Annotated in this window: 22 protein-coding genes and 1 riboswitch; of the genes, 7 read left to right on the top strand and 15 right to left on the bottom strand. The window is 44.3% G+C overall.

All coding sequences use genetic code 11. The annotated features are described in order from the left end of the window. The first annotated feature begins 154 nt into the window (after positions 1–154). The 3 genes from VKA52_RS04470 (at position 155) to VKA52_RS04460 (ending at position 4,248) form a co-directional block, all read left to right on the top strand. Positions 155–2,272: a peptidase M6 gene (locus VKA52_RS04470; RefSeq protein ID WP_326314338.1), complete on the top strand. Its 2,118-nt coding sequence runs from the start codon at positions 155–157 to the stop codon at positions 2,270–2,272. Positions 2,273–2,468: 196 nt separating this feature from the next. Continuing rightward, a complete protein-coding gene (locus VKA52_RS04465) occupies positions 2,469–3,368 on the top strand; it encodes a GNAT family N-acetyltransferase (protein ID WP_326314337.1) in 900 nt (299 codons plus the stop codon). Positions 3,369–3,381: 13 nt separating this feature from the next. Next, the gene (locus VKA52_RS04460; protein ID WP_326314336.1) at positions 3,382–4,248 is read left to right on the top strand and encodes a fructosamine kinase family protein; all 867 of its coding nucleotides are present in this window, start codon (positions 3,382–3,384) and stop codon (positions 4,246–4,248) included. Position 4,249: 1 nt separating this feature from the next. Here VKA52_RS04460 and VKA52_RS04455 read toward each other — a convergent pair whose 3' ends face one another. Continuing rightward, positions 4,250–5,218 carry a YbgA family protein gene (locus VKA52_RS04455; RefSeq protein WP_326314335.1) on the bottom strand — a complete coding sequence of 323 codons (969 nt, stop codon included), beginning with the start codon at positions 5,216–5,218 and terminating at the stop codon, positions 4,250–4,252. A 195-nt stretch (positions 5,219–5,413) separates the two neighbouring features. Here VKA52_RS04455 and VKA52_RS04450 point away from each other — a divergent pair, with 195 nt between their 5' ends. Continuing rightward, complete coding sequence (locus tag VKA52_RS04450; RefSeq protein ID WP_326314334.1) at positions 5,414–6,766, top strand: YjiH family protein; 1,353 nt, start codon at positions 5,414–5,416, stop codon at positions 6,764–6,766. 640 nt (positions 6,767–7,406) lie between these two features. On the opposite strand, the gene VKA52_RS04445 is transcribed toward VKA52_RS04450, so the two are convergent. The 9 genes from VKA52_RS04445 to ribD all read right to left on the bottom strand — a co-directional run bounded on the left by VKA52_RS04445 (position 7,407) and on the right by ribD (position 16,514). Continuing rightward, on the bottom strand, positions 7,407–8,072 hold the full coding sequence (locus VKA52_RS04445) for a type 1 glutamine amidotransferase domain-containing protein (protein ID WP_326314333.1): 666 nt from the start codon (positions 8,070–8,072) through the stop codon (positions 7,407–7,409). 57 nt (positions 8,073–8,129) lie between these two features. Beyond that, positions 8,130–8,942, bottom strand: a complete 813-nt coding sequence (locus VKA52_RS04440) for a GNAT family N-acetyltransferase (RefSeq protein WP_326314332.1) — start codon at positions 8,940–8,942, stop codon at positions 8,130–8,132. Between the two features lie 55 nt (positions 8,943–8,997). After that, a complete protein-coding gene (locus VKA52_RS04435; RefSeq protein ID WP_326314331.1) occupies positions 8,998–10,014 on the bottom strand; it encodes an acyltransferase family protein in 1,017 nt (338 codons plus the stop codon). Between the two features lie 170 nt (positions 10,015–10,184). Further along, positions 10,185–11,426 carry an aminopeptidase gene (locus VKA52_RS04430; protein WP_326314330.1) on the bottom strand — a complete coding sequence of 414 codons (1,242 nt, stop codon included), beginning with the start codon at positions 11,424–11,426 and terminating at the stop codon, positions 10,185–10,187. A 74-nt stretch (positions 11,427–11,500) separates the two neighbouring features. Beyond that, positions 11,501–12,925 (bottom strand): cryptochrome/photolyase family protein, encoded by a 1,425-nt coding sequence (locus VKA52_RS04425; RefSeq protein WP_326314329.1) that lies wholly within the window; start codon positions 12,923–12,925, stop codon positions 11,501–11,503. A gap of 172 nt (positions 12,926–13,097) precedes the next feature. After that, a complete protein-coding gene (gene ribH / locus VKA52_RS04420) occupies positions 13,098–13,565 on the bottom strand; it encodes a 6,7-dimethyl-8-ribityllumazine synthase (RefSeq protein ID WP_160910819.1) in 468 nt (155 codons plus the stop codon). 16 nt (positions 13,566–13,581) lie between these two features. Further along, positions 13,582–14,775: a bifunctional 3,4-dihydroxy-2-butanone-4-phosphate synthase/GTP cyclohydrolase II gene (locus VKA52_RS04415; RefSeq protein ID WP_326314328.1), complete on the bottom strand. Its 1,194-nt coding sequence runs from the start codon at positions 14,773–14,775 to the stop codon at positions 13,582–13,584. 12 nt (positions 14,776–14,787) lie between these two features. Beyond that, positions 14,788–15,438, bottom strand: a complete 651-nt coding sequence (gene ribE, locus VKA52_RS04410; RefSeq protein ID WP_160910817.1) for a riboflavin synthase — start codon at positions 15,436–15,438, stop codon at positions 14,788–14,790. After that, positions 15,438–16,514: a bifunctional diaminohydroxyphosphoribosylaminopyrimidine deaminase/5-amino-6-(5-phosphoribosylamino)uracil reductase RibD gene (gene ribD, locus VKA52_RS04405; RefSeq protein ID WP_442788824.1), complete on the bottom strand. Its 1,077-nt coding sequence runs from the start codon at positions 16,512–16,514 to the stop codon at positions 15,438–15,440. Before ribD ends, ribE begins: the two co-directional genes overlap by 1 nt. Before the next feature lie 171 nt (positions 16,515–16,685). Continuing rightward, a riboswitch (FMN riboswitch) is annotated at positions 16,686–16,835 on the bottom strand. Between the two features lie 276 nt (positions 16,836–17,111). Between ribD and VKA52_RS04400 the strand changes: the two genes are divergently transcribed. Beyond that, positions 17,112–18,773 (top strand): glycoside hydrolase family 13 protein, encoded by a 1,662-nt coding sequence (locus VKA52_RS04400; protein ID WP_326314326.1) that lies wholly within the window; start codon positions 17,112–17,114, stop codon positions 18,771–18,773. 66 nt (positions 18,774–18,839) lie between these two features. On the opposite strand, the gene VKA52_RS04395 is transcribed toward VKA52_RS04400, so the two are convergent. The 5 genes from VKA52_RS04395 to pepT form a co-directional block, all read right to left on the bottom strand. Beyond that, positions 18,840–19,289, bottom strand: a complete 450-nt coding sequence (locus VKA52_RS04395) for an OsmC family protein (RefSeq protein ID WP_160910815.1) — start codon at positions 19,287–19,289, stop codon at positions 18,840–18,842. Between the two features lie 17 nt (positions 19,290–19,306). Further along, positions 19,307–19,762: a GNAT family N-acetyltransferase gene (locus VKA52_RS04390; RefSeq protein ID WP_326314325.1), complete on the bottom strand. Its 456-nt coding sequence runs from the start codon at positions 19,760–19,762 to the stop codon at positions 19,307–19,309. Further along, a complete protein-coding gene (locus tag VKA52_RS04385; protein ID WP_160910813.1) occupies positions 19,759–19,953 on the bottom strand; it encodes an SE1561 family protein in 195 nt (64 codons plus the stop codon). The genes VKA52_RS04390 and VKA52_RS04385 overlap by 4 nt, the downstream gene beginning before the upstream one ends. A gap of 106 nt (positions 19,954–20,059) precedes the next feature. Further along, positions 20,060–20,836 (bottom strand): TerC family protein, encoded by a 777-nt coding sequence (locus VKA52_RS04380; RefSeq protein ID WP_160910812.1) that lies wholly within the window; start codon positions 20,834–20,836, stop codon positions 20,060–20,062. Between the two features lie 316 nt (positions 20,837–21,152). Continuing rightward, positions 21,153–22,385 (bottom strand): peptidase T, encoded by a 1,233-nt coding sequence (pepT, locus tag VKA52_RS04375; RefSeq protein ID WP_326314323.1) that lies wholly within the window; start codon positions 22,383–22,385, stop codon positions 21,153–21,155. A gap of 137 nt (positions 22,386–22,522) precedes the next feature. On the opposite strand from pepT, the gene VKA52_RS04370 reads away from it, so the two are divergent. Both VKA52_RS04370 and VKA52_RS04365 read left to right on the top strand, forming a co-directional pair. After that, complete coding sequence (locus VKA52_RS04370) at positions 22,523–23,599, top strand: AI-2E family transporter (RefSeq protein ID WP_326314322.1); 1,077 nt, start codon at positions 22,523–22,525, stop codon at positions 23,597–23,599. An 85-nt stretch (positions 23,600–23,684) separates the two neighbouring features. Next, the gene (locus tag VKA52_RS04365) at positions 23,685–24,869 is read left to right on the top strand and encodes an MFS transporter (RefSeq protein ID WP_160910809.1); all 1,185 of its coding nucleotides are present in this window, start codon (positions 23,685–23,687) and stop codon (positions 24,867–24,869) included. The last annotated feature ends 257 nt before the right edge of the window (positions 24,870–25,126 follow it).

Below are 25,126 nucleotides of genomic sequence, written 5' to 3'. Positions count from 1 at the left end.
ACACCCAACAGGGATCATAGACCTATAACTTTATTCTCATCAGAATTGTTTCGTGTTGCGAAATTCAATACAAAATAACTATTCTAATTTTTAGAATATTCTTCATAATAAAATATAGATATTTTTACAATTTTTTCATTAGGGGGATCTTATTTTGAAGAATAAGAAACTAACAGCTTTACTGTCAGCGGGTGCCTTGACCCTGTCATTGCTCTCTCCAGCTGCGGTAACAGAAGTAAGTGCAAGCAAAGTACAGGAAAATTGGAACGTCGAACGGTATAGCGAAAAAATAGATATCGATGGTCAATTGCAGCGCTTGGACGAAAGCGAAAGCTTCCAGCGAGAAGCGAAACAGACGATCAAGGATAATGCATCCAAAGTAAATTTTAATGGGGAAGAAGGAAGCGAATCTGAATCAAATGCAGAAGCTTCAAGTACTTCTGCCGCAGGTGAAACGAAACAATTCCTCACTCGGGATTTAGCATTTAAAGAGTTTACTCTTCAAAGTGTGGGAGATCATGCAGAAGTATGGGTGGCCAATGACCTTTCCTTCCCTGAAGGGGACGATCGTCCAGCTCATGTGGTCACACAAGAGCAAGCGGACATAATGGCCAATGAATTCGATGAAAACATGTATCCAGTAGCTACTGATTTCTTTGGTTCCCCCGATACATTGGACGGAACAAATGCTCAACTGGAGGACTTAGGAATTGTTCCTGAGGGTTACTATCAAGGGGATGGAGACAAAGTCATCATCCTTGTCGATAACGTTCAGGATGACAATTATGAAGACCCGACCTATCCTTTCTTTGTTGCTGGCTTCTTCTGGCAGACACTTGAAAACTATATGGATCGTAACATCATCACGATCGATTCAAGAGACTGGGATACACGTCTGGAAAGCACGTTCTTTGGAACGACAATACACGAATTACAGCACCTCATTCATGCGGATAATGACGGGGATGAGACTTCCTGGTTGAATGAAGGAATGTCCACTTTCTCTGAATACCTAGGTGGATACGGAATGGATTCCGGGTCTATCAACTTCCTGCTCGATCACCCGGAAAACTCGTTAACAAACTGGGACGAGCATGTAGACGCTGAAACCGGTCCTGAAACCATTGCTGACTATGGCCTGGTTCAACTTTTCACCCTATACAACTACGAGAGATTTGGACAAGAGTTCATCCGCCACGTGGCGAAAGATGAATTGAATAGTATTGAAAGTTTCGAAAGCGCCTATCAAGACTTTGGGTTTAACGTAACATTCAATGAAGTTTACCAAGACTTCTCTACAGCCTTAGTTGTGGATGATCCGAAGTTCAAAGGCGGAAAATATGGTTTTGAAAACATCGATTTACGTGAGCTTCCTGTTGGAGATGGAGAAACACGCGGGAAAACGGTCAATTTTGAAAAAGCGAAAGACTATGAAAAAGAGGGTGTCCCTGCCTGGGGTACAGACTTTAAAGAGTTCAACTTTGAACCAGGTGAAAACGTAGAGTCCTTCAAGTTTAATGGCGTAGATTTTGAAGATAACACGTGGGAAAGCGTAACGGATCCTTTAGGAAGCGATAATGAAGTGCTTTCTGCCGGCACAGGTGACGAATTGGACAACAATTTGATTTTCAAAGCGGACTTAACAGATGTTGAGAACGCCACATTGAATTTCGACCACTTTGTGGACATCGAAGAGAGCTGGGACTATGGTGTCGTACAAGTTTCCACAGACAATGGACAAACATGGACATCCCTTGAAAACGAAAACACGCGTTCAGATGTCGTTGACGAAGGTTATCCGAAAATCAAAGAAAATGTTCCTGGATTCACAGGACACTTTGAGGATTACCAGTCTGAAAGCTTCGATCTATCTGAGTTTGCAGGAGAGGAAGTCCACATCTCATTCCGTTACTTGACGGATTGGGGATACAATGACACGGGATGGTTCATTGATAACATCGAAATTCCAGAAGTCGGAATAAGTTATGATGGCACGACAAAAGAACCATTCATGTCTAAAGCGGAACTTCTCGGAAATTATGTAGACTATGGTGTTACATTCATTAAAGAGAAAAACAACGGGAAGTATCAAGTTGTTGAAGTCGACCCATTCAATGTTACAGATGAAGAGGCATTGGAGCTTCAACAAGTCTTCCGCCCTGGTAAGACGTACATGACGACTTACTACGCGGCTCCGCAGGATAGCTTGAACCCTGTTGAATTCGAATATGAAGTGGATTACAAAGAAAAAGGTCCTAAAAAGAATAAGTAAGACTCTTTCCCCCAATCGGATGATTGGGGGTTTCTTTAATGATGTAATTAAGTGAAGTTTGACCGGTTTCCAACTGAATGGATGGGATCAACCGAAAGCCCCTCCCCTATTTCATCGATTTACCCTCACCTCTCCCTAACAGTTGCGCCTTCTATACCAACTGTGTGAAAATTTACTATACAAAGGAGTGTTGCTGATGCATATTCGTGAATTGGAAGTCAAAGAGTTACATACCGTTGCCGAATGGTTGTTCAAAATGAACGAACAAGACCACCATTACGTTGCCTGGATGGCTTCAGAACAAAATGAAATATTTGAACAGATTTGGACGTTGACCCAGTTCAAAGAACCTCTCGCCTATGTCGCCTGGGAAGGAGAAGAAATCATCGGATTCCTCGGCATCCTTCCTTTTTTTGAGCAGAAACTATGCCGGCTGCTGGGGCCTTTCGCTATTAAGGATCAGGAGGAGGTCATTGAACGTTTATGGGACAAAGCTTCTCTAACGGCGCAGCTGCACTTTGATGTTGTAAAGGTAGCCTGTTTTGCTGCCAATCAGGCACTCGTTTCCTTTGCAGAAAGGCATCAGTTTCAGATGTACAATATGGAACGTACGTTAGCCGCTTTTAAATCTTCCTATGAAACGAGTGAGACAAAAAACACCTCCATCGTCGGGCTTAGTCAGGAAGACTACGCAACCTTGGATGACATTCATCCTTCGGCAGCTTACTACACGACAAAGGAAATGCTGCATTTATCCGGGGATAAGGGCAATTACCTTTGGGGTTACCAGCAAAACGGAGAGCTGATCGGGTACATTTATTTCGAAACGATTATCTCAGGACATGAAGGAGAAATTTGCTTTGTAAATGTAGCTGCTAATCACCGAAGCAGCGGTGTTGGCTCAGAGCTCATTCATCATGCGTTACAGTATGCCTTTTTTGCTCTTGAACTGGATGTGGTCACAATCTCGGTCAGAACAGAGAATCAGCAGGCAGAAGCCTTATATCAACAATTCGGGTTTAAAGAAATCCATACCATTTATGCGTATCAAAAAGAAATGAAACCAGAGCCACCTCTTTCCACTACCATTCATTAAAAGGAGGGATTCCATGGAACGTTTTATTCGGGAGACATTAGAAAAAGTCAACGACACTTCAACCGTACACTCCATCCAACCTGTAAGTGGAGGAGACATCAATCAGTCATTTTATGTAGAGACGGACCGTCGTCCTTATTTTATTAAAGTCAACGAAAAAGTTGCGAGTCATTTTTTCCAAGCAGAGGCAGAGGGCTTACGCCTTATAAAGGAAACAGAAGCTGTACGAGTGCCTGATGTCTATCATTACGACATCCCTGATGGTGATGAAAAAGCTGCGCTTGTGATGGAATGGATCGAAAAAGGGACGTCAGATGCTTCCCATTCCTTCGGAAAGAGCTTAGCTCACATGCATCAGCATACATCAGAGAAGTACGGATATGGAAAGCCGACCTTTGTTGGTGAGCTGAATCAGACCAATGAGTGGTGCACAGCCTGGACAGATTATTACCGCCGTTATCGTTTAGGTGGACAGTTGGATATAGGAGTGACAAAAGGTTCAATCTCAGGTCTTCGCGAAGAACGCTTGATAAAACTGATGGACAGGGTCGATGAATTTATTCCCCAAAAACCAAAAGCCTCACTCCTGCACGGCGATTTATGGGGTGGAAATTGGATGACCACAAGTGAGGGCGAACCTGTTTTAATCGATCCGTCCGTCCTTTACGGAGACCATGCGTTTGAACTTGCCTTCACAGAGCTGTTTGGAGGGTTCCCGCCAAACTTTTTAGATCAGTACCACACATATTTCGAGCTACCCGAGAACTATCAGGATACAAAACCCATCTACCAGCTTTTTTATCTGCTCGTCCATCTGAATATCTTTGGGGAAATGTATGGATCACAGGTGGACCGGATTTTGAAACATTATGTCGGGTGATTCAGGAATAGGCCCTCCCCTTTCCTGAATCCGATATTTCAACAAGCTCCAGCGGATAGGGTTCAAAATAGGTCTGTTGCTTCAAGTATTCACTTTGGAAACGGGCGACCCAGCAATTTAATACACTCAACACAGCACTCAAAGGTACTTTCTCTTCTTTATATTGTTCCAGAAGGCTTTGAAAGCTTTCTTTCTCTTCTTTAGACAAATCCTTTTTGAAGTATCCGGCAATATGCTGGCATACGTTCACGTGGGCACTCGGTTTTGCCGGATTCTCCATAAGTTCATGAAGCAAAGGTTCATAGCTTTCTATGATCTGTTCAAATTCAAGGTGATCATGATTCGCAACCGTTTGCCCCATTTTCTTGAGCGTCCCAGGGTGATAAGCCATGAAGAGATATTTGTTACGTGCATGGAATTGCTGCAACCCTTTCATTCCATCAAACTTCTTCACCTCACGAAAGTCAGCGAGCGTAAACAATTTCGTTAAAAAATGGTGTCTTAGTGTATAGTTCTTAAGTCTCCCCTCTTCTTCAATCGCAAGCCCTCCATGACGATGAAGGATTTCCTTGGCAAAAAATCCTGATGTTTTTCCGACAACTTGAGAGTTTCCTTCACTGTGATAAACTTTCACATCATGCATGCCGCACGTTGGTGATCGGTTTTTCAATAAAAATCCATCCACGTCGGTCAAATGATCCAGAAAACCTTCGGAGAACTCTTTCATTGTATCCGTTAGATTTTCTCCCGTTTTCGGCTGGACGAGCTGTTCTTCTTCGCCATCAATAATACGAATGACTTCGCGTGGTACGCCGAGCCCGATTTCAACCTCTGGACATACGGGTATGAATTCCACATGCGCCTGCATACGCTGAACGGCCTTATCTGGGATCACGGCTCCATTATAGCGGACTTCTGCAAATTCCAAACAACGGCTGACCACGACTTTCGGTGTAGGGAAATGCCGCATTTTCTTCTCCCCTTTCTGACAAATACAAGTACTAGCAAACGTTCCTCAATTTCTACTTCCATAAACACAAACCGCCGATCATCTACAAATTTCCTATTGGTTTTTGACGGAAAACGTAATAGAATAAATAGTGTTGCATAATTATTCTCAAGCATTTATAAATAAAAAAATCAGACAAGTCAGGAGAGATTTTGGATGAGAGCGAAAGACTTCAATGCATCATCACACTTAAAGTTCATAATTCCATCCTTGATCGGAATTTTCCTATTCATGTTTCCGATCTTCGGGGATGACGGCGCCGTCACCATTCCAATCGCAATTCTTGCCGGTTGGGTGGAAACGTGGCTTGCCGAATATTTATCCTTGATCATGACGATCATTATCACCATTACAGCTATAGGGACGGTTATAGCTAAGGCAGCAGGCAAAGAAGCCCTCAATGGATCACCATTTTTCCAGTCTTTATTTAATGTTCCACGGGTATGGGTCGTTACTCGCCTTTTAGGTATGATTTTCGCCATCATGGTTTACTTTCAAATTGGACCTGAGGCAATCACGAGTGAAAATACAGGCGGTTTGCTTCTTGATTCCCTTCTGCATGTTCTTTTCGCCGTTTTTCTATTTGCAGGACTGTTTTTACCACTGCTCTTGAACTACGGACTCCTTGAACTGTTCGGGGTAGTCTTAACAAAAATCATGCGTCCACTCTTCCGTTTGCCTGGGCGTTCTTCTATTGATTCCTTAGCCTCCTGGTTAGGAGATGGGACCATCGGTGTCCTTCTCACAAGTAAACAATATGAAGAAGGTTATTATACGAAGCGTGAAGCGGCTGTCATCGGGACAACCTTCTCTGTCGTATCCATCACCTTCAGCCTTGTAGTCATTCAGGAAGTCGGTCTTGGCGATATGTTCGGCCAGTTTTACTTAACTGTAGCTATTGCAGGTTTCATCGCTGCTTTGATCATGCCGAGAATTCCACCTCTTTCCAGGAAACCAGATACGTATGTAACCGAAGAGCCAAGCGATCAAAAAGAAGAAGTTCCGGAAAACCACAACTTGATTACCTACGGTTATACAAAAGCCGTAGAACGAGGCAGTAAAGCAAGCGGAATCGGCAATTTTCTGAAGCAGGGTACTCAGAACATCCTGGATATGTGGATGGGTGTAGCTCCGATCGTTATGGCGCTTGGTACTATTGCACTCGTAATTGCCGAATTCACTCCATTTTTCACATGGATCGGTATGCCGTTCATTCCACTTCTTGAGCTGATGCAGGTTCCTTATGCACAGGAAGCGTCTGAGACCATCCTTGTTGGTTTCGCGGACATGTTCCTCCCTGCGATTATCGGATCCTCTATCGAAAGTGAAATGACCCGATTTATCATCGCATCTCTATCTGTAACGCAGCTGATCTATATGTCTGAAGTTGGTGGTCTATTGCTTGGCTCTAAAGTTCCAGTCAACATCAAAGACCTATTTATTATTTTCCTTCTAAGGACTATCATTACGCTGCCAATCATCACTCTTATTGCTCATTTATTATTCTAAAACCAAAGCACTTCCTCCAACGAGGAAGTGCTTTTTTGTATCCTACTCCTTATTGAAGTAAATAGCAGGATTGTTGAAGACTCAGTTTCGAGACTTATGTGTAGTGGATGGGGGCTGCGGGGAATAGCTCGCTTTCCGCGGGAGCGCGGTAAGCCTCCTCGGACTGCGTCCTGTGGGGTCTCACCAAGCACTTTTTTCCCGCAGGAGTCTCGCCATTCCCCTCCGCCCCTTTACCATGGAAGGTTCTCGAAACCACTACTTAAAAAATTATCTCGTATGGTTATGGGAGTGAATGATATAAACACTACCCCGTTGACGCTCAGAATACGCAAATGCTTGATACAACGAACCATATGCCCGGTTGGAGGAGAAGAATTAAAACCTTACTAGTGAATTCAAGCAGCCCCTTTTAGAAGTAGTTTCGAGACACTTATAAGGTAAAGTGGCGGAGGGAAACGGTGAGACTCCTATGGGACGTGTGGGACAGGTGAGACCCCGGAAGGCATAGCCTGAGGAGGCTCACCGCCCGCCCCATGGAAAGCGAACCTTTTCCCGTAGCCCTAGAACCACCCAATCGTCTCGAAACTGGGGCTTCAACTAAAGGGAGCTTATATGAAAAAACCGCTAAGCTTTTGGGGGCTTAGCGGTTTTTTAGGAGTTCTAGCATTTTTTGTGCTGTTGAGAGGCTTGACTGCGGATTTTGTCCGGTGACGAAGGGATCATCACTGACGACGTGATCCGAGAAGGCATCGCCAGAGTCAAACTCTGCCCCCGCTTCCTTTAAGCGGTCCTCCAGCATAAAAGAAACAACGGAATCGAGACCCGTCTCTTTTTCTTCCTCATTCGTAAAGCCGGTGATCGTTTTACCTTCTACGAGTGGCTGTCCATTATGATCCTCCACTCCTACAAATCCTGCAGGCCCATGACATACAGCCCCGATGACTTTACCTTCTGTCAAGAAGTGCCGGAGTAATTCTTCAAGCTCATCATTTTCCGGGAAGTCGACCATCGTGCCATGTCCTCCGCAAAGAAAGATACCTGAGAATTCTGTTGGGTCTACTTCGGCTAGAGGAACCGTTTTATCGATGGGTTTCATAACTCCGTCCCAAACTTTTGGCAGTCTATTGCTATAGCTGTTCGGGTCGATAGGTGGGCGCCCACCTTTGGGACTCGCTGCTACGACTTCATAACCCGCTTCCTGAAATTCTGTTGCAGGCTCGACAAATTCCTGAAGCCACAATCCTGTTTCATGTTTTCCGTCCAATTGGTCCGCATTCGTCACAATCATTAATATCTTTTGATCCATGATCAGCAACCTCCTTGTCCATATCCCTCCTATTATTTACAAAGGATAGAATTTCAATCACAATAGTTTTTTCATCCAAACCTGCTGTAATCGGGTTTCGAATCCTTCTTCCTTCAATGCTCTATAAGCAGGGCTTTTTTCAGGTATGTTAAAAGCAGTGATGACTGCATCCGGATATGTTGAACGAAGAGTTTTCAGGCACTCCTTTCCCTTGTTTTCAGAGTGTACCTGAAATAATGTGAGGTGTTCATTATCATGTCGGGTGAAGACCATATGCCCAATGGTTGCTTCTCCATCTGTGACTTTGAAAAACTCTCCTTTCTCTATGGAGAAGGGTTGATTCTGCCATGGGTAATCCCCTTTGGTCATTCGCTCCTTCCCATCGCCTTCATCCATGGACTCTAAATAGGTCATATTTTTTACTGTGTAACCTCCGGGAGTGGATTTCATGATATGTAAATGATCCACAACCTGATATCCATATCGTTCGTATAAAGCGATCGCACCGTGGTTATCTGAGATCGCTTCTAATGTAGCTACAGATGCCTTTTCTTTTTCATACATAGATAAAGAGGAGTGAACAAGCAAGCGTCCCACTCCTCTTTTACGAAACGAAGGGTGTACAGCTGTCCCTCCGTTATAAGCTGTTTTTATTCCGTCTACTTCTTGAATACCATTTAAAACGATTCCTACAGGCTTCTCCCCATCATAAGCGAGAAATGAAAAAGCAGGAGATAGCCGTTTTGAACTCATCATTTGAATCAAACCATCCAAATCAAACTGCATCTGGACTTGATAATCTTGAAAACCTTCGTTTAAAGATGTCAGGGCATCCTTGAACGGACAGTCCTTCATGGGCAAAATTTTCATAACCATTCCCTCCTCTACCTTTCATTTCTTTCTCTACAAAGGAGGGAATCCCTGCTTAGGACTGAAAAGAAGAATCTTTATGATTTACCCGGTGCCACCATTTTTTCAAAAGCTGAATGCGTCCTTCAATGAAGGGCTGGGTAAGGGTGCGGATGATTCCGCTCGATAACACGTACACAATGGCAGCGGCTACGATAGCTAGACCTAAGACATCAAATACGTGGTCGACTTTGAACCAGTCGGCCTGACGGAAGAATTGAATGAAGAACCCGTGCAGCAGGTAAACGTATAACGTCCTTCCACCAAGGTACGTCAGACGGTACTGCGTATTCGGGACCCACGCAAAGACACTGATGGTCATGACAGCAGCCAGTACATAGACACCTAATCGGAACACGCCGCCCATTTCGGGGCTACCAAGCACTTCATACGACTTAGAGCCTAGCAGCCAGCCTGAACTGAATTCCGGAAATAGAGCGATGACGGAGGCAACGATAGCCATTACGACAAGGCTTGCTTCTTTCACTCGGCGAGTTCTCCATTTATGGACATGCTCTTTCGTCAACCAGTACCCTACAAGGAAGAAGGGAAAGAAAACGAATGTCCGGGACAAGCTGAAATGATGCCCAATATCATTGAAATACCCGACAAGAACACCAATTTGCACGGCAATAGCCACTCCAAGGAATGGAGGGATTTTTTTGAACCAGTAAAGCAGGATGTGCCAGCAAAACAAACTGAACAAGAACCACAGAGACCAGTGAGGGTAGAAAATCCCACTTAAGGTCGCTCCTTTTCCAATGAAGAAGTAGTATCCTGTATAAACAAGCTGGAAAATGAGATAAGGCAGGATCAATTTTTTAGCTAATTGTAAAATGTAGTCTTTTTCTCCGGACCCTTTCGCAAAGAAACCGGCAAGGAAAATAAAAGCAGGCATGTGGAACGTATAAATCCAAGTATATAATGTGTACATCGGCCTTGATCCGTCAGTAAACGGCTGAATGATATGACCAAAGACGACGAGAAAAATAAGAACGAGTTTGGCATTATCAAAAAAGGCATCACGTTTCATGTTGTCTCACCCTTCATTATCAATTAATCCTCTACCTCATGTTTACCACATTCCTGTGCTTTTTAAGGCACTTTTATTCATTTTTAAACCATATGTAAACCAATTGTCATCTTCTGTTATGAATGGTTATGTCTAAAAAAGAGACATCCTCTACGGATGTCTCGCTGGAATCATTCAAAGTCGATTGCCCATGAACCTTTACGGAAAATCGCTTCAAACTCCCCTTCTTTTGTTTCACCATCAATGTCCAACTCCTCGGAACCCATCATGAAATCTTCATGAATTAAGCTGTCATTGACCCCATGGGAATCCATTTGTTCTTTATTAAAAGATGATCCTCCGCGGATATTGGTCGGGTAGGCTTTTCCTAAAGCCAGGTGACAGGAAGCATTTTCATCATAAAGCGTGTTATAGAAAATGTGCCCTGATTTAGAGATTGGAGATTCGTTTGGAACAAGTGCAACCTCTCCCAGACGTTTGGCTCCATCATCACTTTCAAGCAGATGTTTTAACGTCTCTTCTCCAGATCCCGCTTGATAATCAACGACTTTCCCATTTTCGAACGTCAGCGTGAAGTTCTCAATCAGGTTTCCGCCATAATTGAGAGGTTTCGTACTTGTAACTTTGCCTTGCACCCCTGTTTTATGAGGCATGGTGAACACTTCTTCTGTAGGAATGTTCGGGTTGAATTCTGTCCCTTTCTCGGAAGTCGTTGAACCGCCATGCCAAATGTGGTTCTGGACGAGCTCGATCGACAACTCAGTGCCCGGAGCCTTATAGTGAAGTTTTTTATATTGCTTTTGATTCAAATACTCTCGAGCCTGACGAAGTTTTTCGTTATGCTCTTCCCATGCTTTGATCGGGTCTTCCTGATCGATTCGTGTAATTTGGAAAATTTGTTCCCACAACTTGTCCTGTGCTTCCTCAGGGGAATCGTCCGGAAATACCTTTTGAGCCCAGGCTTCCTGAGGAAAGGCAATAATCGACCATGTGGTTTTATCATTCATTATATAGTCTCTATATTTGGTGAGAGCTTCGCCGCTTGCTTTATTCGCCTTGGCGATCCTTTCCGAATCGATGCCCTTGAATAAATCAGGATTAGGTCCGTAAATGGATAAAAGCGCATAGCCATCTTTGACCATCTCTTCCAATCCTTCCGCTTTCCATTTAGGGAAATTCTCGAGCACATCCATCGGAGCATTCTTCATCTTCATGTAACTGAGAACTTCATCATTCCATTCCAAGTGAACATTCTTCGCGCCCCTGCCATAAGCTTTGGCTGAAATCGTACGTACAAGCTCAGCCGCTTCAATTGGCGCATTGATAATCAGGCCCTGGCCTCTTTGTAGATTCACACCTTTTTTCAAAGCCAGATCTGCATACTTTTCCATTTGTTTCTGATGTTTATTCAATATCCAAACCTCCAACTTCTTCATTCTCTATCTATTATTTCATATCCCGACCATGTTTCCTAGAACGAACGCTGTTATGTTTTATCTTTGAACATTTCAATCGCTCGTTCTCTCATCGTTTTATGGTCGACAATCGGTTCAGGGTAGTCTTCCCCGATGATACACCCTGCTTCCTTCTGCTCTTCTTCTGTCATTTTGGATGGTTCATGAATGTGCTTCTTTTTCACATTTTCAAGTTCAGGAAGCCATTCTTTTATGAAACGGCCGTGGGGATCAAACCGCTCGGACTGCCGTATCGGATTGAAAACACGGAAGTACGGGACAGGATCGGTGCCTGTAGAGGCCGCCCATTGCCATCCCCCGATGTTTGAAGCAGGATCATAATCCACCAGCCGTTCAGAAAAGTACCTTTCTCCTTCACGCCAATCCATAAGCAGGTCTTTCGTCAAGAAGGAAGCGACCGCCATGCGCAGTCGGTTATGCATCCACCCTGTTTCATTCAGCTGGCGCATCGCTGCATCAATCAGCGGAAACCCTGTCTGACCTTCTTTCCATTTCCCAAGTAAGTCGTCATCATTGTTCCACGGAATCCCTCGGTATTTTTCCACCATTTCTGTTGTATTAGCATCCGGGTAAAAATGATAAATCATGTTATAAAAATCCCGCCAGGCAAGCTCAGAAATGTACGTATCGACTCCAGAGGTGTTTTTTCTGAAATCGACATCCTCTTCGATTTTATGATAGATAGTTCTGATGGATATCGCTCCTGTACGAAGGAAACGGGACATTAGACTCGTCCCATCGAGAGCAGGGAAATCCCGCCGATCATCGTAGTCATAAATATCCTCATCAAGAAAATGATTCAGTCGCTCCAGTGCATCTTTTTCTCCGACACCTTCATACGTGCCACCGGTTTTCTTGATCAAATCATCATATGCTCGCTGGCCATCAGAAAATGCCTTCCTCTCATCCAGTGCTGCAGAAGATAACTGATCCACATCGACTCTTTGAATGGCCGGCTTCTGAAGCTGCTTCCACTTCTTAAGATAGGGAGAGAAAACCTTATAAAATCCACCGTCGTTCTTCTGCACTTCATCAGCCCCATGAAGATGGTGGTCGATGTAGGAATAGACGTCTACATCTTGACCGCTTAAGTACTCGGTAATCGAAGCATCGCGCTCTTTCCCAAATCCGACTTCATCTCTGTTGAAATAAACCATCTCCACATTTAACTCCTCGATCAAATGCTGAAAAGCTTTTTCCGTTTCTCCATGAATGAAATGGACAGGGGCCTTTAATTCTTCCGCCCTGTCTACGACACTCTTTAATGTTTGGAAAAAATAATCATGCCTTGGTGTAAATGACTCATTTAATGATGGGTGGATATGGAAGAACAGTACGATTTGATCCTCGTTTTTTGTATCTTCTAACGCTTTAGCTAAAGCGGTGTGGTCGTTCAACCTTAAATCACGCCTAAACCATACAGCTCTCCTTGTCATCCTTCCCCCTCCTTCCTCCTTTACCCTTCCTTTTTACTTGTGGATATAAACTACGGAAAGCCACTTATCCACATGTGGACACTTTTTAATAATAGTTTTTCCTTTCATCAAGGAAGTTTCATTGTCCATTAACAAAAAAAGAGCTGACCTGTCCATGGTCAGCTCTTTATCATTATTCGAAGTTTTTAAGCAGGGTTGCCATTTCAATGGCCGCCGTAGCTGCTTCCCAGCCTTTGTTTCCTGCCTTCGTACCCGCGCGCTCAATCGCCTGTTCAATAGTATCTGTCGTAATGACGCCGAAGATGACCGGAATGCCGCTTTGTTGAGAGGCGTTCGATACACCTTTAGCCGCTTCACTACATACATAATCGAAGTGAGGAGTAGAACCGCGAATAACCGCTCCAAGAGTAACGACAGCATCGTATTTTCCTGAGTTCGCCATTTTGCTTGCCACTAGTGGGATTTCAAAAGCTCCTGGTACATAAGCCACTTCAACGTCATTCAATTCAATGCCATGACGCTTGAACGCATCAACCGCGCCTTCATATAACTTTCCTGTAATGAAATCGTTGAAACGACCGACAACGATCCCGACTTTCAATCCTGTGCCTACGAGATTACCTTCTAACGTTTTTACCATGTTTCTTTCATCCCTTCTAATAGTGAAATAAGTGTCCCATTTTCGATTGTTTTGTTTTTAGGTATCTTTCGTTTTCTTCTCTTGATTCCATTTGGATCGGAACGCGATCAACAACTTCCAGCCCAAAACCTCCAAGACCTGAGATCTTTTTCGGATTGTTCGTAAGAAGTCGCAATTTAGTAATGCCGAGATCTTTAAGGATTTGGGCACCTACTCCGTAATCTCTTAAATCAGGCCCGAACCCAAGCTTCTCATTCGCTTCTACTGTATCCAAACCTTCTTCTTGAAGTTTGTATGCTTGAAGCTTATTCATGAGTCCAATTCCACGGCCTTCCTGTCTCATATAGAGAAGGACGCCGCTTCCGTTCTCCGAAATCTGTCTCAGCGCATTATGCAGCTGCGGACCACAGTCACAGCGGTAAGAACCGAACACATCTCCTGTCAAACACTCAGAGTGAACACGGACTAGCGTCGGTTCATCCGGATTGATTTCCCCTTTGACCAGCGCGATGTGATCTTTAAAATCAATATCATTGGAAAATCCGATCGCACGGAAATCTCCGTATTCTGTCGGCATTTTCACTTCCACTTCACGTTTGACGTGATTCTCCTTTTTATGACGGTATTGGATAAGATCTGCAATCGTAATCATAGGGAGGTCAAACTCATCCGCCATTTTTCTTAGGTCAGGCACACGCGCCATCGTTCCATCATCTTTAATGATCTCGCAAATGACACCAGCCGGGCGTGCTCCAGCAAGCTTGGCAAGGTCTACAGATGCTTCCGTATGCCCTGCCCGGCGCAGGACGCCGCCTTCTTTCGCAATTAAAGGAAAAATATGCCCCGGCTTCTGAAAGTCTGCTGCTGTCGTTTCCGGGTTCAACATTTCCTTAATCGTCAATGCCCGTTCATCCGCAGATATTCCCGTCGTTGTATCTTTGTGATCGATACTTACAGTAAAGGCCGTCTGATTGGGATCCGAATTGTTATCGACCATCGGCGCAAGTTCTAAATCCTGAGCCAGATCATTCGTGATCGGGGCGCAGACAAGTCCGCGTCCGTGCTTGATCATGAAATTGATCATTTCAGAAGAAGCATACTCAGCAATCCCAATTAAATCTCCTTCATTTTCACGATCTTCGTCATCACATACAATGACAAGTTTCCCCTGTTTTAAATCTTCAATGGCTTTTTCAACTGAATCAAACATCATTTCACCCTCTTATGCAAAGCCGTTGTCAGAAAGAAACTGTTTGGACAGCCTCGACTTCGGCTCTTCTTTGTTTTGTCCGCTCAAAAAATGAGCCACATATTTTCCGATCATGTCGCACTCAATATTGACACTGTCACCAGGTCCTTTTGCGCCGAGCACCGTGTGCTCCATCGTATGAGGAATAAGGGAAATCGTCACTTTGGAGTCATCGACACCAAAAACCGTCAGAGAAGTCCCGTCCACAGCAATGGACCCTTTATATACGAAATATTGGATAAGTTCATCAGGTAGTTCAATTTCATAATAAACGGCATTGGATTCAGGCTTTTTCGAAACGATTTTACCCGTTCCATCAATATGTCCGGAAACTAAATGTCCTCCGAAACGTCCGCCTGCAGCCATCGCCCTTTCCAGGTTCACCGGGTCGCCCTGCTGAAGTTCATGAATGTTCGTAGCTCGGTATGTTTCAGGCATGACGTCAAAAGAAACCGTCTGCTCCGAAAAGTTTGTTACAGTCAGACACACGCCATTGACGGATATGCTGTCGCCTAATTTGACGTCTGTTAAAATTTCTTTGGCTGAAAGGTTCACTTCGAGTGCTTCGGTTTTATTTTTTACTGATTTTAATGTTCCTATTTCTTCAACGATCCCCGTAAACATTAAGATTCTCCTTTTCTAACGGAAACAATTTTAATGTCATCCCCTATTTTTTCAGTCGAAACGATTTCAAAGGAGCTTACATTCTTTAATTGTTGAATGCCTTTTCCGCCCACAGGTGTTAAGGCTTCTTTTCCTCCGATTAACTTCGGTGCCATATACGTCACGGTTTCATCCACTTTTCCCGCACGTACGAACGCATCCGCAATCGTCGCTCCTCCTTCAACAAGCAAAGAAGTGACTTTTCGTTCTCCTAAATACCGCAGGACTTCTTCTATGGAAACCTCTTCACCATGAAGTGGGATGATGGTGACATGTTCATAGTTTTCAAAGGTATCCATCGCTTCTTTTTTCACATGATTCCCTGTGAACACCCATGTTGGCGCTGAGTCGTCCTGGATCAACTGAGAGGAAGGCGGTATCCTGAGATGGGTATCAAGGACGATCCTTTTTGGATGACGGCCTTCTCCCTCTATTCGCGTTGTCAGCTTAGGGTTATCCATCAGCACTGTATTGATTCCAACTAAGATGCCATCAGAGCGATGGCGATAGTGGTGGCCATCACGGCGCGCTTCTTCACCCGTAATCCACTGGCTTTCTCCTGTGGATGTGGCGATCTTTCCATCCAAACTCATAGCCGTCTTCAAACGGACATAAGGTTCTTTCTTTTGGATAAAGTGAAAAAAGGAAGCATTGATTTCATCTGCCTCTTCTTTCAGCACCTCTGTCTTCACCTCAAGACCATGCTCTCTCATCATCCGAATACCTCTGCCGGATACTTTAGGATTGGGATCATTCGATGCAACCACCACTCTTTTTATGCCAGCTTCCATGATGGCTTCTGCACATGGGGGGGTCTGCCCATAGTGGCTGCACGGTTCAAGTGTGACATAAATTTCTGCATCTCTCGCCTTCTCTCCTGCCATGCGGAGTGCATGAACTTCGGCATGAGGCTCTCCTGCCTTGACATGAACGCCTACGCCCACCATCTGATTATGCTTAACGACAATCGCAGCGACGGAGGGATTCGGACTTGTCTGACCAACCGTTTCCCGCGCCATATCTACAGCCATTCTCATATACCTTTCATCCCGATCCAAGACCTTCACCACCTTTTCCAACCGGCATGCTTTGCCGAAAAAATAAAAAAACCCTGAAGAAGACAGACTTCTCCAGGGTCGTTGAACGTAAATCGCATACACTTAAAAAAGGGTACACGTATTGCTTTGATTTTAGTACCTTTACGTTTCTACAACCTTCTCCCATCCAGACTTTAACTGTCGGCTTTGGAGTTTCACCAAATCAGGGAGAACCGTGCCTAACACTGATTCTCCGTCGCGGGCTCGGAGCATATGCTCATTACCGCCGGCTGGGATTTTCACCCGACCCCGAAGGTTTACGTTATTCAATTTTCCGTTACAATATAAATCATATCGGATTTATTTATAAAGTGCAATTCAAATGAACTCCTCTATTTTCATTTTTCACTACAATTCCTATTGTAAAAACAGATAAAATCGGATAAGATAGATTACATTAAGAAAACGTTTGCACAAAACTTGGAAGAATTTATAAAAATATTAATCCAGTAAAAGCTTGGAATGTGATCAGGTTTTTATTTTTTCACAAAATGCGCAATCGGTTGCATATAACTGTAATGAAATGAGGGGAATACTATGGAACGTGTATGGTGGAAGGAAGCGGTTGGATACCAAGTCTATCCTCGCAGTTTCCAAGATTCGAACGGTGACGGAATCGGGGATTTGCAAGGTATGATTGACAGGCTTGATTATTTGAAAGAAATGGGCATTGATTTTATTTGGATCTGCCCGATGTACAAGTCTCCCAAAGATGACAATGGCTACGATATCTCTGATTATCAGGACATTCTAGAAGAATTCGGAACGATGGCAGATTTCGATCGATTGCTTCAGGAAGTACACAAACGGGACATGAAACTGATCATTGATCTTGTGCTCAACCACACAAGCGATGAGCACCCATGGTTCATTGAATCTAGAAGATCCAAAGACAATCCGAAGCGTGACTGGTACATTTGGCGGGACGGAAAAAAAGGTGCCGAACCAAACAACTGGGAAAGTATCTTTGATGGTTCTGCCTGGCAGTACGATGAAAAAACAGAGCAATATTATTTGCACGTGTTCTCCACCAAACAGCCGGATCTGAACTGGGAAAACCCCGAAGTTCGTGAAGCGTTATATGATACGGTCAACTGGTGGCTGGAAAAAGGGATTGATGGCTTCCGCATTGATGCCATCAGTCACATTAAAAAACGTCCGGACTTCCCTGATATGCCAAATCCAAAGAAAGAGAAATACGTATCTTCCTTTGATATGCATATGAATCAGGAAGGCATCCATAAATTTTTACAAGAATTCAAAGACGAAACGTACAGCAATTATGACGTCATGACCGTCGGCGAAGCGAATGGTGTTAGTGCCGACGAAGCCGATCTTTGGGTTGGAGACAATGGGAAAATGGATATGATTTTCCAATTTGAACATTTGGATCTCTGGGATCAGGATGCAGAGCAACAGCTCGATATCCCAGGGTTGAAAGAAGTACTTACACGCTGGCAGAAAGCTTTGGAAGGTGACGGATGGAATGCTCTATTCGTAGAAAACCACGATAAAGCCCGTGTTGTATCTACGTGGGGAGACGACGAAGTCTACTGGCGGGAAAGTGCAACATCCATTGCAACGATGTATTTCTTCATGCAAGGAACACCGTACATCTATCAGGGACAGGAAATCGGTATGACAAATGTGGCCTTCCCTTCTATTGAAGATTATGATGATGTCGCAGCGAAGAATTTATACAAGGCGAAAAAAGAAAAAGGCATGTCTCACGAAGAAATCATGCAGATTCTTTGGAATACCTCCAGGGATAACAGTCGGACCCCTATGCAATGGAGTCATGAGGAAAATGCTGGATTCACAAGCGGAACGCCTTGGATGAAAATCAACCCTAACTACAAGGTCATCAATGTCGCAGACCAGCAAGACGACCCCCATTCAATTTTGAATCACTATAAAGAAATGATTCGTCTAAAGAAACAATATGACCTCTTCACCTATGGGACGTATGAGTTGATTCTTCCAGACGACAAACAGATTTATGCTTATACGAGAACACTTGGCGATCAGACAGCTCTAGTGATTTCGAACCTGACGAAAAAGACAGCAGCATTTAAGTCTTCTTATACACTAAATTCGGACGACTTAATCCTCTCAAACCTGATTGTTGATAAACATGTGGATGAAAATAGTTTTACACTTAAACCTTTCGAAGCACGTGTCTATTTATTAACCCAATAACTCCTGATCCTCCATCAGCTTGAGGAAAACAAAAAGGACGGCCTGTAAGGGGGGCCGTCCTTTTTGTCATTCAGCAATTCTTGTGTCTGCTTCCATTTCAAGTTCAACATTCCCTTGAATGGCTTTTGAGATCATACAGCTCTTTTCAGCCTTTTCAATGAGGCGGTTCAGTTTGGATAAATCTTTTTCGTCCGCTTCCGGGCGCAGGACTACTCTCGGTCTGTGAATGATCTTTTGATAGGTGAAAATTCCATCGGTCACATCCACGATCCCTTCGGACTCCATATCCATTTCTTCTAGAGGTAATTCCGCCCTTTCAATCAAAGCTGCGAGGCTGATGATGTAACAAGTGGACGCCGCTCCCAGAAGCATCTCGTCTGGGTTGGTTCCTACATCCGGTCCATCCATTTCTTTTGGTATGGATATTTTTGTTTTCAGCTTTTCGGATTCAATGTAGCCGACTTCATTCCTGCCTCCCGGCCAGTCGGCTTTCAAATGAAAATGATGCAAAGCCATGATGCCACTCTCCTTGTTTATTTCTCCATCGAAAGGAACTCATAATGTCCCCCATTTGTTGCCTGCGTAAACGTGTGCTTCTTTTTGAAGCCTAGACGTTCGTAAACAGAAATCGCACGTTCATTGAATGTAGCAACAGAAAGTGTGAAAGCTGTGGCTTCATACCTTTTTGCTGCAAATTCGAGACAGGCTTGCACGAAGCTTTCCCCTTCTCCTTTACCTGTTTCATCCGGGTGCATACCTAAACCAAGATCAACTGTGGGATGGTTTTCTAAATCCACCGTCAGGAAACCGGTCAACTCTCCGTCCTTGTGACCACTAAACGTATGAGGACTCCGCTTTTCAGGATTAATGAACAGCTCTAAATCTTCTTCATCAGCCGTCATATCATAAAAATTATAGGGCTCAGGATATTTCCATCCTGTAATTTCTTCTGCGTCTTGCTGAGTGATAGGTGTCCAATGAATGTTCATGATTCCTGCTCCCAATCTTTTTTAAAGCGGGACATTTTCACCTGGAGCTGCTCAATCATATCCAAAACACGATTGAAATCCTGGATGTCCACATTTTCTGCATCCATACTGGATACGACCTGGTTGAGCATTTGTATTCTATTCTTTATATAATGAAACTGTTGTGAAGGATGCTGAGCTGCTTTGCCCATTAGTTAGCCCTCCTTTGTCTCCCTTTTCTTTATCTTAACTTTCTCATAAGGAAAGTAAAAGAATTTGCCCATAAGAAAAGCTGCGGCGAAGGCCACAGCTTTTTAGTTATTCTTCTTCCACTTCTTTTTTCTCTGATAAGAACCATCCCAATGCTGCGATCAGGACAAGGATAGAATAGAAAATAATTTTCCATAAGGTCGAATGAGCGAAGTGCTCATCCAAAATTTGTATGTTCGGGTGAGCAAGCGTAGAGACAACTAATTTGACACCGACCCAGCCGACAATAACAAATGCCGCTACTTCTAAACCTGGACGTGACTTCAGAAGTTTCACAAAGTAACCGGCCGCAAAACGCATGATGATAATACCGATCATACCACCGGTGAGGATGACGGCGAATTGTGCACCGTCCAAGCTTCCGACTTCCGGTAGATCTGTTTCAGGCAAAGCGACAGCAAGAGCGACGGCAGCCAATATAGAGTCCACGGCAAAAGCGAGGTCGGCAAGCTCTACTTTAAGGACAGTCGCCCAAAAGCCTTTACCTCGCTGATCCCCTGCATCTTCTTCCATTTCTTCTTCATAATCATCCCCTTTGGTCCGCCACCGGTCAAAGAGGTGTTTTCCTGAAATGAAAAGTAAGTAAGCAGCTCCCAATGCTTGAACCTGCCACACGTCGACAAGGAAGGAAATGATAAATAGAGATCCGAATCTAAGTATAAATGCACCCGCTAAACCGTAAAATAAAGCCTTTTTCCTTTTTTCTTCCGGCAGGTGTTTGACCATGATTGCTAGTACAAGGGCGTTGTCAGCTGCAAGAATCCCTTCCAATCCGACAAGCACAATCAAAACCCAACCGTATTCAATCAATAATTGAGCATCCAATTCTATTCTCTCCTTTTCCATAAAAAATGGTCCCCACCACTATGGTAAGGACCAAAAGAATAGACCTTTACCACAGTGGGTAAAGGTCTCGCTAACAACTTCCGTTGCCAATAAAGCCGGGGAATGTTTCCCGAAATGACGACTTTATTGTCCCAGCTACTCCCCTTTAGGAATGCTACATCTACCCTTAATCATAGCACGCAACCTTGTTTTGTCAACGACTTTCCTGCCCACTGTATAGAATAATTCTAGTATGAGGACAGGAAGGTTTCCTTATGCACTATTGAACGAACGTTTGAGCTATTCGCGTCTTCTCTTACTTATCTGCCTGATCTTCAAATAACCGGGCAATCTCGACAATGACCTCGGTCGCTTTTTCCATACTTTCAAGCGAAATATATTCATACTTCCCATGAAAATTCTCTCCACCTGTGAATAGGTTTGGAGTCGGCAGTCCCATATAGGAAAGTTGAGAGCCATCCGTTCCTCCCCTGATCGGTTTCACAAGGGGTTCCACACCTTTATTCAACATAGCAGCGTGAGCAATATCCACAATATGTTTCACCGGTTTGATTTTATCCCCCATGTTGTAATACTGGTCTTCGATGGTCAGTTCCACTCGTTTCCTGCCATGTTGTTCACGGATGGTTTCTGCTGTTTGCTCCATCTTTTCTTTTTTCTGTTGAAACGAATCTTTGTCATGGTCACGAATCAAATAGGTCAATTCAGCTTTCTCAACGTCTCCCTGTATCGAGTGAAGGTGGAAAAAGCCTTCATATTCTTCCGTATGCTCAGGAGCTTCTTGTTCGGGTAAGAAATGGTGAAAAGCCATCGCAAGCTTCGCTGCATTCACCATTTTATTCTTGGCTGTCCCCGGGTGAACGCTATGACCATGGAAAACCACTTTAGCTGTTGCCGCATTGAAGCTTTCATATTGAAGTTCACCCAGCGGACCACCATCGACCGTATAAGCATAAGCCGCACCAAACCGCTCCACGTCAAATTTATGTGGGCCTCTTCCAATTTCCTCGTCCGGAGTAAAAGCTACCCGGATTTTCCCATGCTTAATATCCGGGTTCTTAATCAAATGATTCAGGGCTGTCATGATTTCCGTAATCCCCGCTTTGTTATCTGCTCCAAGAAGTGTCGTACCGTCTGTTGTAATTAAAGTCTGCCCTTTATATGTAGGTAGTTCCGGGAATTCATCTGGTGACAGCACCACATCCTTGTTCAATACAATGGTCCCACCGTCATAATCCTCGATGACTTGCGGGTTCACTCCAGCCCCTGTAAAGTCGGTGGCTGTATCGATGTGCGCAAGAAAACCGATGACCGGGACTTCTTTATCCGTATTGGACGGGAGTGTTGCCATTACATAGGCGTGATCATCCACTGTGACCTCCTGCATCCCAACCTCCTTCAGTTCATTCACCAGTTTATCAGCGAGCTCCCATTGTTTTTCGGTGGAAGGAGTGGCCGGGCTGTTTTCATCCGATTGCGTATCGATTTTTACATAAGAAGTAAAGCGTTCCAGTAGTTCATTCTTCATTCAAGTTCCTCCTTCAAATTCATGCTTCTTTTTTCAGTTTATTCTTACTAAGATTAAAAGTAAATGTATTGCTTCACCGACAAACTTTGGTATTCTTAACATAGTGATTAAACTCTTACAAAAAGGTGTGTCCGCTTTTGATTCATAAACGTTGGTTCCAAGTCATTGTAACCGCCATCCTTCTCTCCCTGTTGGTTTTATTATTAAACCAAATCCATTTTTTCTTTGAACCCATTCTGACCTATATTGCAGCCATCGCTGTTCCTCTCATTGGCGGAGGGATTCTTTTTTATATTTCCCGTCCGATGCTGCAGCTATTAGAAAAATACCGGGTTCCACGTATACTGGGAATACTGATCATCTTTCTTTTCTACATATTCATTGGATTCCTGATCACCCGTTTCATTGCTCCGATTGCGCAGGAGCAGTTCACAAAACTTGTAGATAACATCCCTGATATGGCTGATATGCTGAGTGAAACCGTCACGTACTGGCAGCAAAATCAGGACATTATTCCAAGTGAATTCAACAGCACCATTGATAATGTCGTCAATAACTTAGAAACCTATTTACAAGGAGCACCAACGGTCATTATCAATGTCGTCAGTCAGCTGATCGGATTTGTCTTTGCGCTTGTGCTTATCCCTTTCTTCCTTTTCTTCATGTTGAAAGATGGAGATAAGCTTGTGCCCTTCATTAAGCAGTTTTTAAGTGACCGTGCTGCTAAGAGCTTCGAGAAGCTGGCCCGGTCCGTCGACTACACGCTGAACGCTTTTATCTTGGGCCAAATGACAGTAAGTATCGTTGTTGGCCTGCTGCTTTTGATCGGATACATGATTATACACTTGAAGTACGCCCTCACCCTGGCCTTGTTCGCCATGGTTATGAATGTCATTCCTTTTGTCGGTCCATTTTTAGCTGTGATTCCAGCCCTGCTCGTAGGACTGTTCCAGGACCCGATCCTTGCTGTCTGGGTAGCCGTAATCACAATTATCGCGCAACAGCTGGAAGGAAACTTTGTCTCCCCTAACGTCATGGGGAAAGCACTCAGCATCCACCCACTGACCATCATCACCTTGATTCTGGCAGCAGGAAGTCTCGCCGGATTTCTGGGATTGCTGTTCGCGATTCCGACCTATGCGGTACTGAAAGCCATCATCAGTCATTTTTACGAAGAATGGCTGGAGAGAAGAGAAACCACGAATCCAGAATAATAGTAGAGGAAACCCGCTATTTATAGTGGGTTTCCTTTTTTGGACATATGACGAATCATACTTGAAATGAAAGCGGGGAAAAGAAATGCCAAAACCAAAACTTTGGACATGGCCGTTCATATTTTTGATCTTAGCCAACCTCTTCACATTCATGAGCTTTCAAATGCTTCTTCCAAACCTCCCTCCCTATATTGAATCCATTGGAGGGTCGGGTTTACAAGTAGGACTGATTACGACGACGTTTGCTTTTGCAGCCATCGCCATACGCCCCTTCATCGGCCACCTGTTGATGACTCGTCCACGCAAAATCCTTGTATTGATCGGAGCCGTTTCCTTACTCGTCATGACCGCCCTTTACCCGATTACCCAAGTGGTTGTTATTCTCTTAATCATTCGTTTCATTCACGGGATCGCGTGGGGCTGGTCAACAACGGTAAACGGAACGGCTGCTGTCGATCTCGTTCCCAGAAGACGTGTTGGCGAAGGTATGGGGTATTTCGGCCTTTCCGTAACGGTCGGGATGATTATGGCCCCGAGCCTCGGTATCTACCTTTACCAGAATTATTCCTTCGACCTACTCGTTGGCATTGCTGCTGGCTTAGGTATGATTGCCATTGTACTCTTCTCTGTAACAAGTTTTGTAACACCGGATCAGGTATATAAGAACCAAGAAGATCCTCCACGCTTCTCTTTTACAGGTTCGCTCATTGAAAAAAGAAGCTGGTATCCGGCACTCGTTACGATTTTGAATACCTTCGGCTACGGTTCTGTCGTCACCTACATCGTCATTTTCGGTAATGAACAGGGACTTTCCGGAACCTTCCTTTTCTACTTTTTCAATGCTGTATTTGCAACCATAACGAGACCCATCACGGGCCGCTACTTTGATAAACACGGCCCGTGGAAATTGATCATGATTTGTTCTGTTCTTTCGTTTAGCGCGATGTGGGTGCTTGCTCTAGCCAGTTCGAACGTCCACCTGGTCATTGCAGGTGCTATATTCGGGATTGGGTTCGGGTCGATGATGCCGGCTCTTCAAGCATGGGTCATCTCTAAAACAACGACAGAGCGAAGCGGGATTGCTAATGGGATGTATTATTCATCCATTGATCTTGGTATCGGTTCAAGCGCATTCATTCTCGGGTTTATTTATCAATTCGTCGAAACAGCTACGTTATTCAAGCTGTCCAGCTTCCTTTTCCTACTTGTCCTACTACTCACGATTTTGGACTACAAAAAACAAACCGAACCCTGGTCAGCTCCCGAATAAGGTTTTACCCAACGTTTACTAAATGGCAGGATTGTGGAAGACTCAGTTTCGAGACTTTCCGGGGTCCGTTGCCCGGATTGAGCGTCAGGGGTGGCTGGGAAGCTACTCGCTTTCCTGTGGGGGAGTGGCGAGCTTCCTCGGGCTACGCCCTGCGGGATCTCGCCGATCTCCTTTCTCCCACGGGAGTCTCGCAGCTTCCCAACCACCCCATACGAAAAAGGGTGAGAAACGAACCCCTTTGCCCAGTATGAGTGCCT

This window comes from Halobacillus sp. HZG1 (assembly GCF_035818575.1).
Classification (GTDB): domain Bacteria; phylum Bacillota; class Bacilli; order Bacillales; family Halobacillaceae; genus Halobacillus; species Halobacillus litoralis.
Note: the sequence above shows the minus strand (reverse complement) of the source record. Positions and strands in the feature narration are given on the sequence as shown.